Source organism: Blastococcus sp. CCUG 61487 (assembly GCF_005222955.1).
GTDB lineage: Bacteria > Actinomycetota > Actinomycetes > Mycobacteriales > Geodermatophilaceae > Blastococcus.
The window spans coordinates 1-7,137 of record NZ_LWUA01000056.1 but is presented as its reverse complement, the minus strand read 5'-3'; the positions used below and the strand labels follow the sequence as shown (position 1 = coordinate 7,137).

At 69.3% G+C, this 7,137-nt stretch carries 5 protein-coding genes; all 5 read right to left on the bottom strand.

Annotated features, from left to right (window positions below):
* Positions 1-875: 875 nt before the first annotated feature.
* The 5 genes from A6V29_RS05110 to A6V29_RS05090 all read right to left on the bottom strand — a co-directional run bounded on the left by A6V29_RS05110 (position 876) and on the right by A6V29_RS05090 (position 7,065).
* On the bottom strand, positions 876-1,289 hold the full coding sequence (locus tag A6V29_RS05110; protein WP_137159305.1) for a hypothetical protein: 414 nt from the start codon (positions 1,287-1,289) through the stop codon (positions 876-878).
* 515 nt (positions 1,290-1,804) lie between these two features.
* Positions 1,805-4,681, bottom strand: coding sequence for a vitamin B12-dependent ribonucleotide reductase (locus tag A6V29_RS05105; RefSeq protein ID WP_137159304.1), 2,877 nt, complete (start codon positions 4,679-4,681; stop codon positions 1,805-1,807).
* 144 nt (positions 4,682-4,825) lie between these two features.
* Positions 4,826-5,323, bottom strand: a complete 498-nt coding sequence (gene nrdR, locus A6V29_RS05100; protein ID WP_137159303.1) for a transcriptional regulator NrdR — start codon at positions 5,321-5,323, stop codon at positions 4,826-4,828.
* Positions 5,324-5,776: 453 nt separating this feature from the next.
* Positions 5,777-6,508, bottom strand: a complete 732-nt coding sequence (locus A6V29_RS05095) for a hypothetical protein (RefSeq protein ID WP_137159302.1) — start codon at positions 6,506-6,508, stop codon at positions 5,777-5,779.
* A gap of 182 nt (positions 6,509-6,690) precedes the next feature.
* Positions 6,691-7,065 carry a LysM peptidoglycan-binding domain-containing protein gene (locus A6V29_RS05090; RefSeq protein ID WP_137159301.1) on the bottom strand — a complete coding sequence of 125 codons (375 nt, stop codon included), beginning with the start codon at positions 7,063-7,065 and terminating at the stop codon, positions 6,691-6,693.
* Positions 7,066-7,137 lie beyond the last annotated feature (72 nt).

The window sequence follows — 7,137 nt, the reverse complement described above, 5'->3', positions numbered from 1 at the left end:
CCACTCAGCGGGACGTCACCAACGACAGCCCGTACAACCCCTACCCCGTGACACTCGGGTACGCACAAAAGCTAGCCCGCGTTATTTCCAACGTTCCACAACTGGACGACAACGTCTACCAATACCGCCTCTTCCTGTAGACGCCGGAAACTCGCTCAAGGCTTTGAGCCGGTCTTTGGCGATACATGAGGCCGGGGCGTGTGCTGTCTCATTTATCCTGGCCAGGGACGTTGCGCAGTCTCATCCTAGGCCTGCGTTTTCCTGCACCATGCGAAGAAGGTGGCGCTTGGCGATCCTGGCGCGAGGCTGAGGTCGGTCCGGCAGCGAAGGGGAACGCGATGTCTCCCGGGTCGGTCGCCTCCCGCATGGGCGGCGCCGGCGCCCCGACCACTCCGGACGAGGCTGCCGACACTGTCATCTGGCTCGCGACGCTGCCGGAGGACGGCCCGACCAACGGCTTCTTCTACCAGCGGCAACGTATCCGTGGTGACCGGCCGGAAGCCGCTACGGTCCCGACCATGCGGCAGACGCTTGACTGCAGGAGTGGTTCGGTGAAGGGGAGGTGGCCTGCGAGGCTGCCTCATGGCTGGCGCCCCTGCCCGCTGCCTCGCATAGCGCCGGGGCGGCAACTCATGATCCTGCGGCTCTTCAGCGACCGGCCCGGGCACGGAGAATAGGAGTGGTCGCCGCGGATGCTGCCGCTCCACAGCGCGGAGGCGATCGTCGCGTTCGGGCCGCCACCGAGCCGCCGAACAACTCGGCGAGGTCCCGAGAAACCCTCGGCCAGACGCGGTCTCGACCTTGGACCCGCTACTCCCCCGACCAAGGCGGCGTCCGTGGACCGTCGGCGGACGCCGAGCCGGGACAGCGCTGACTCAGAGCGGCGCTGCGCTCACTGCTGGAAGCACGTCGGCGACATCACCCAGGCCCCGGTTGGCGACGGCACCTGGCGACCGAGTTGGCCGGATAACGCCGCTGCGGCGGATTGAAGCCGTCCAACCACGCCCCGACGCGTCACTCAGAATGGACTCAACGGCGCCCTCACGCCCCTGCTCCCCCAGTGCCTGCATCAACTGTGCGGTGATGTCAGCGACCAGCGACAGGCACAGGCGCAGGTCTACCGCACAGAGCGCCTCGACCTGTCGCATGGCTTCCTCGTAGTCCTGAGCGGCGTCCTCGTATTGAGAGCGCGACAAGGAACTGCCCTCGTGGGAGACATGGATTGCGTGATGCAGCGCAACAAACTCGATGATGCTGCTACCCGGATCCGCCGGCTGATCAGTGATCATGACGTTCCTTACTGAAAGTAGTGACTTGGGTATGCGTAATCGGCAGCCTGACCACTGATTCGGCGCACTCGACCGAAGACTTGACCACCGACCTGGGACTGTTTTGTCCAGTCCTCAGCCGACCTCAGGAGGCACCCTCGGCGGGGGGTGCTCGCAAGCCCCGTCTCATCGTCGGAAGAACCACCCTGTCTAGAGACAGTGCTCGATACCACCACCTGGCTCTGGGTTGCGCTGCCCGCAGGTAGCCCGCTACATCCACTCGTCCGGAACGAGAACGGCTGTGACGGGAATGCCCATCAGGCATTCCCGCCACAGCCGTCACTTCCTGAGACCCAGGCGCGCTGCATTTTGTCAGTGACAGAAGCCGGTGGGAACCCCGGGGGGTCTGCCAACTTCCGCCAACTGGACTCACTGCGCTATTCGAGCCTCATCTCGGTCACACTGCAGTCTCACCGAGACGCTATTCGAGTCTCACGCGGCCGCGATTCCAGTCTCATTTACCTTCACATTTCCCATCAGCTGCAGCCGCTGGTGGAGCCGCAGCCCTCGCAGACGTAGCAGCTGCCGGCCGGCCGCATCTTCGTGCCGCAGGTCATGCACAGCGGCGCGTCGGTCGCGGTACCGGTGACCAGCTCGAGGAGCTCGGCCGAGGAGTGCGCCTCCTTGACCGTCTTCGGGCCCTCCGGGGTGACCTTCTCCTGCACCGGGGCGGACTCGGTCGGCGCCGAGCCGCGCAGCGCCTCGAGGTCGACCTCCTCCTCCTCGACGACCGCGGTCGTCGACGCGGAGGTGTCGTAGCCGGCGACCTGGGCGGCCCGCTCCTCGGCGGTGAAGATGCCCAGGGTGGCCCGCTTCTCGACCGGCAGGTGGTCCAGCGCCAGGCGACGGAAGATGTAGTCCATCACCGACTGGGCGATCCGGATGTCCGGGTCGTCGGTCATGCCGGCCGGCTCGAACCGCATGTTGGTGAACTTCTGGATGTAGGTCTCCAGCGGCACACCGTGCTGCAGCGCGATCGACAGCGAGATCGAGAAGGCGTCCATCACACCGGCCAGGGTCGAGCCCTGCTTGCCGAGCTTCAGGAACACCTCGCCAAGGCTGCCGTCCTCGTACATGCCGGCGGTCATGTAGCCCTCGGCCCCCGCGACGCTGAACGACGTGGTGAGGCTCGTCCGCTTCTTCGGCAGCCGCTTGCGCACCGGGTGCGACAGGGCAGCCGGAGCAGCCTCGACGGCCGCCTCCTTCTTCGAGCCGTCCGACTTGTTCATGGCGTCGGAGAGAGGCTGGCCGACCTTGCAGTTGTCGCGGTAGATCGCCAGCGCCTTGAGGCCCATCTTCCAACCCTGGAAGTAGATGTCCTCGACCTCTTCGACGGTCGCCGTCTCCGGCATGTTGACCGTCTTGGAGATGGCCCCGGAGATGAACGGCTGGACCGCAGCCATCATCCGGACGTGGCCCATCGGGGAGATGGCCCGCTCGCCCATGGCGCAGTCGAACACCTCGTAGTGCTCCGGGCGCAGGCTCGGCGCGTTCACGACGTGGCCGTGCTCGGCGATGTACTCGACGATCGCCTCGACCTGCTCGTCCTGGTAGCCCAGGCTCTTGAGCGCCCGCGGCACCGTCTGGTTGACGATCTGCATCGAGCCGCCGCCGACGAGCTTCTTGAACTTGACCAGCGAGAAGTCCGGCTCGATGCCGGTCGTGTCGCAGTCCATCATGAAGCCGATCGTGCCGGTGGGCGCCAGCACCGAGGCCTGGGCGTTGCGCCAGCCGTTGGCGGCGCCGATCTCGAGGCACTCCTGCCACTGCTGCGTGGCGGCCTTGAGCACGTCGGCGTCATCGGCGGCGACCGGGCGGATGGAGTCGTTGGCGGCGGCGTGCTTGCGCATGACCCGGGCGTGGGCCGAGGCGTTGCGGGCGAAGCCGTCGTACGGGCCGACGATCCCGGCCAGCTCGGCGGACCGGCGGTAGGCGGTGCCGGTCATCAGCGAGGTGATCGCCGCAGCGAGGGTCTGGCCACCCCGGGAGTCGTAGGCGTGGCCGGTCGCCATGAGCAGCGCGCCCAGGTTGGCGTAGCCGATGCCCAGCTGGCGGTAGGCGCGGGTGGTCTCACCGATCGGCTCGGTCGGGAAGTCGGCGAAGCAGATCGAGATGTCCATCGCGGTGATGACCAGCTCGACGGCCTTCACGAAGTTCTTGGTGTCGAAGGTGCCGTCGTCCTTCAGGAACTTCATGAGGTTCAGCGACGCCAGGTTGCACGAGCTGTTGTCCAGGCTCATGTACTCCGAGCACGGGTTGGACGCGTTGATCCGGCCGGTCTCGGGGTTGGTGTGCCAGTCGTTGATCGTGTCGTCGTACTGGATGCCGGGGTCCGCGCACTCCCAGGCCGCCTGGGTGACCTTGCGGAAGAGCGTCTTGGCGTCGACGGTCTCGATGACCGAGCCGTCGATGCGGGCGCGCAGCCCGAACTCGGTGCCCTCCTCCACGGCGCGCATGAACTCGTCGGAGACGCGCACGGAGTTGTTGGCGTTCTGGTACTGGACGCTGGTGATGTCCTTGCCGCCGAGGTCCATGTCGTAGCCGGCGTCGCGCAGCGCGCGGATCTTGTCCTCCTCGCGCGCCTTGGTCTCGATGAACTCCTCGATGTCGGGGTGGTCGATGTCGAGGACGACCATCTTCGCGGCGCGGCGGGTCGCGCCACCGGACTTGATCGTCCCGGCCGAGGCGTCGGCACCGCGCATGAAGGAGACCGGACCGGAGGCGGTGCCCCCGGAGGAGAGCAGCTCCTTGGAGGAGCGGATGCGCGAGAGGTTGAGGCCGGCACCGGAGCCGCCCTTGAAGATCAGGCCCTCCTCGCGGTACCAGTTCAGGATCGAGTCCATCTCGTCGTCGACGGCGAGGATGAAGCAGGCGCTGACCTGCTGCGGCGCGCTCGTGCCGACGTTGAACCACACCGGGGAGTTGAAGCTGAAGTACTGGTGCATGAGCATCCAGGTCAGCTCGTGCTCGAAGATCTCCGCGTCGCCCTCGGTGGCGAAGTAGCCGTGCTCGCGACCGGCCGCACCGTAGGTGAGCACCACCCGGTCGATGAGCTGGCGCAGGCTGGTCTCGCGCTGCGGGGTGCCGACGGCGCCACGGAAGTACTTTGTCGTGACGATGTTGGTGGCGTTGATGCTCCACTCGGCAGGGAACTCCACACCGCGCTGCTCGAAGTTGATCGAGCCGTCGCGCCAGTTGGTCATGACGACGTCGCGGCGCTCCCAGGTCACCTCGTCGTAGGGGTGCACACCGGCGGTGGTGAAGACGCGCTTGATCTTCAGACCCTTGCGGCTGGGCGCCTTGCCGTTGCGCCGTGCACGGGTGCTGGCCAAGCGGTCGTCGGTCTCGGTCATGGTGTGGAGCTCTCCCTGTGTGTGTGCTCGCGGTGTGGTGCTCGGTGCGCGCAGTGGAGCCGCGCGGTGGATGGATCGAGGGCTGGGGAAGAGCCGCGATCGAGGTGCTCTGACGTCGTGTCTAGCGCGGGGGTCTGACAGTTCTCAGCGGACGGCGGGACTGCCGGAGGGCACGGGGTCGGGCTCGCCGCCGCCGGCCGTGCGAGCCTTCAGTTCCGCGATCTCCTTCTCGAAGTCGGCCACCGAGGTGAAGGCCCGGTAGACGCTGGCGAAGCGCAGGTAGGCGACCTCGTCCAGCTCGCGCAGCGGACGCAGGATCGCCAGCCCGACCTCGTGGCTGGGTACCTCCGCCGCGCCGCTGGCCCGGATGGTGTCCTCCACCTGCTGGGCCAGCAGGGCGAGCTGGTCCTCGTCGACGGGCCGGCCCTGGCAGGCCCGCCGGACGCCGGCGACGACCTTCTGCCGGTTGAACGGCTCGCTGACACCGCTGCGCTTGACGACGGCGAGGACCGCCTCCTCGACGGTGGTGAACCGCCGGCTGCACTGGGGGCACGACCGGCGACGACGGGTGGTCGCTCCCTCGTCGGCCTCCCGCGAGTCGATGACCCGGCTGTCCGGGTTGTGGCAGAACGGGCAACGCATCGCGGTTCACCTCCCTCGGCAGCTCCGCCCGGCCCCTCCTTGTGGACCCTCCTGGGGACATCCGGTGGATGTCCGGGGGAGAACCTGAGGACCGGCCTGTGGACGGGCTTACAACTCTGTAACTACTAGATCTAGTGGAACCCTAAGCGCGGACCCACAAGATGTGCAAGAGATCTGAGCTCCGGCGTGTTCCGCTCCGACACGGCCGTCACCTGCAGGAACAGCCGCTCCCACGCGTCACACGACACGCCCGCACGACGCGCCGACAGGTCGCCCGCAACCCCCGAGCGGCGTCCGGCCGGAGCGCGGAGGGGGTGCCCATCGCAGCGGCGAGCACCAGCCCGACCGACGACGACGCGACCCGCACCGGGCGCCCGTAGGACGTCGGCGGACGCGCTGGGGCGCCGCGGACCACAGCGATCCGCGGACGGATCGCACGGCGACGCGACGGCGTCAGACGCTGGAGAGCGAGCCGTCCAGTCGCGGCCGGCGCGCGTGCGGGATGCGGTCGCTCAGCCGCATCGGGCGGGTCAGCAGGTCGGGCTCCGCGTCGGCGGCCTGGCTGCCGCAGACGTCGGGACGACCGACAGCCTCCTCCGGCCGGGCGGTCCGCGGGGCCGGGGCGGACCAGCGCGCGTCGGAACGCGCGGCGCGCCCCGGCTCGGGAACGGTCCGCAGCACGACGGGGGCACTCGCGGCGTCCTCGACCCGCTGGATGACTCCGGTGTCCGCCGCCCGATGCCGCCCCCCGTCTGCCGGCGCGCGGTGGCGGCCGCGGCGGACCGGCACGGCGCTCGGGCCGAGACGGTGCACGTCGGTGTCCTCGGGGGCGCGTCGACGCCCTCCGCTACGGGTCGGCGCAGACTCCCCGGCCGCGGGGGCGGCCACGTCCCGGACCATGGGCAGGGCGGCCGTGGCCACTGCGTCCTCAACGGCCGGCTGGCGCAGTGCCGCGACCGACTGGCTGGTCGGCAGCTCCTGGTGCACGCGGGAGTCGCGGGAATCCTGGGACGGCACCGCGCCGAGGTGTCGCTCGGGCAGCCGCAGGTCGGCGAGGTCCAGCCACGCCGACTCCTCGACGCCGCCCACCACCACGCGGACCCAGACCTCGCACGAACCCGAGGCGTCGTGGCGCCAGCCGAGCAGCTCGCCGGACCACCAGGTCCCCGCCTGGTAGACCTCCACGGCCTGAGGGGAGCTGGTGAACACCGCTGCACGACTTCCCATGGCGCCAGACACGCGACGACCGTAAGCGTTCGACCCGACACGGTCCGTGACCTCCGAGGGCTGAGGATTGACGAAGTCGTCGGTGCCGCTTGGCGAGGTCTTGCCCTCGCGCCCGCTCGACGCCGCCGCCTCGCAGGACCTCACGGGAGCAGCAGCACCTGTCCGGGAACCAGCGACGCATCGGTGAGGTCGTTGAGCTCGCGGATCTCGTCGACGACCAGTCGCACGTCCTGCTCGCCGGCGATCGACGCCGCGATCGCCCAGAGCGAGTCACCCTGCCGCACGAGCACGCTGCTCTCCCCTGCGAGGCGCAGCCCGCCCTCGTCGTCGGCGACGGCCGAGGCCACCCATGACCCCAGCGCCGCTCCCACGGCGAGCCCGAGCACCACGCCCAGCCGGCGCGCACGCCGCGTCAGCCGCAGCGCGGGCGCGACGGGCGGCGCCGCGGACGGCCCGGAGAGCACGGGACGCGGCCGGACGGCGCGACGGACCGGGCGCTCGTCCCCGGGGCGCACCGTCGCGGGACGGGGGTGCGGGCGCCCGCTGCGACCGGGCGCTGGGCCGCGCGCTGCCCTGACGCGACGACC

What these genes read in the sequence shown, in the direction of transcription:
- nrdR (WP_137159303.1), bottom strand. Translation starts at nt 5,323, where the DNA reads ATGCGTTGCCCGTTCTGCCACAACCCGGACAGCCGGGTCATCGACTCG.
- A6V29_RS05110 (WP_137159305.1), bottom strand. Translation starts at nt 1,289, where the DNA reads ATGATCACTGATCAGCCGGCGGATCCGGGTAGCAGCATCATCGAGTTT.
- A6V29_RS05105 (WP_137159304.1), bottom strand. Translation starts at nt 4,681, where the DNA reads ATGACCGAGACCGACGACCGCTTGGCCAGCACCCGTGCACGGCGCAAC.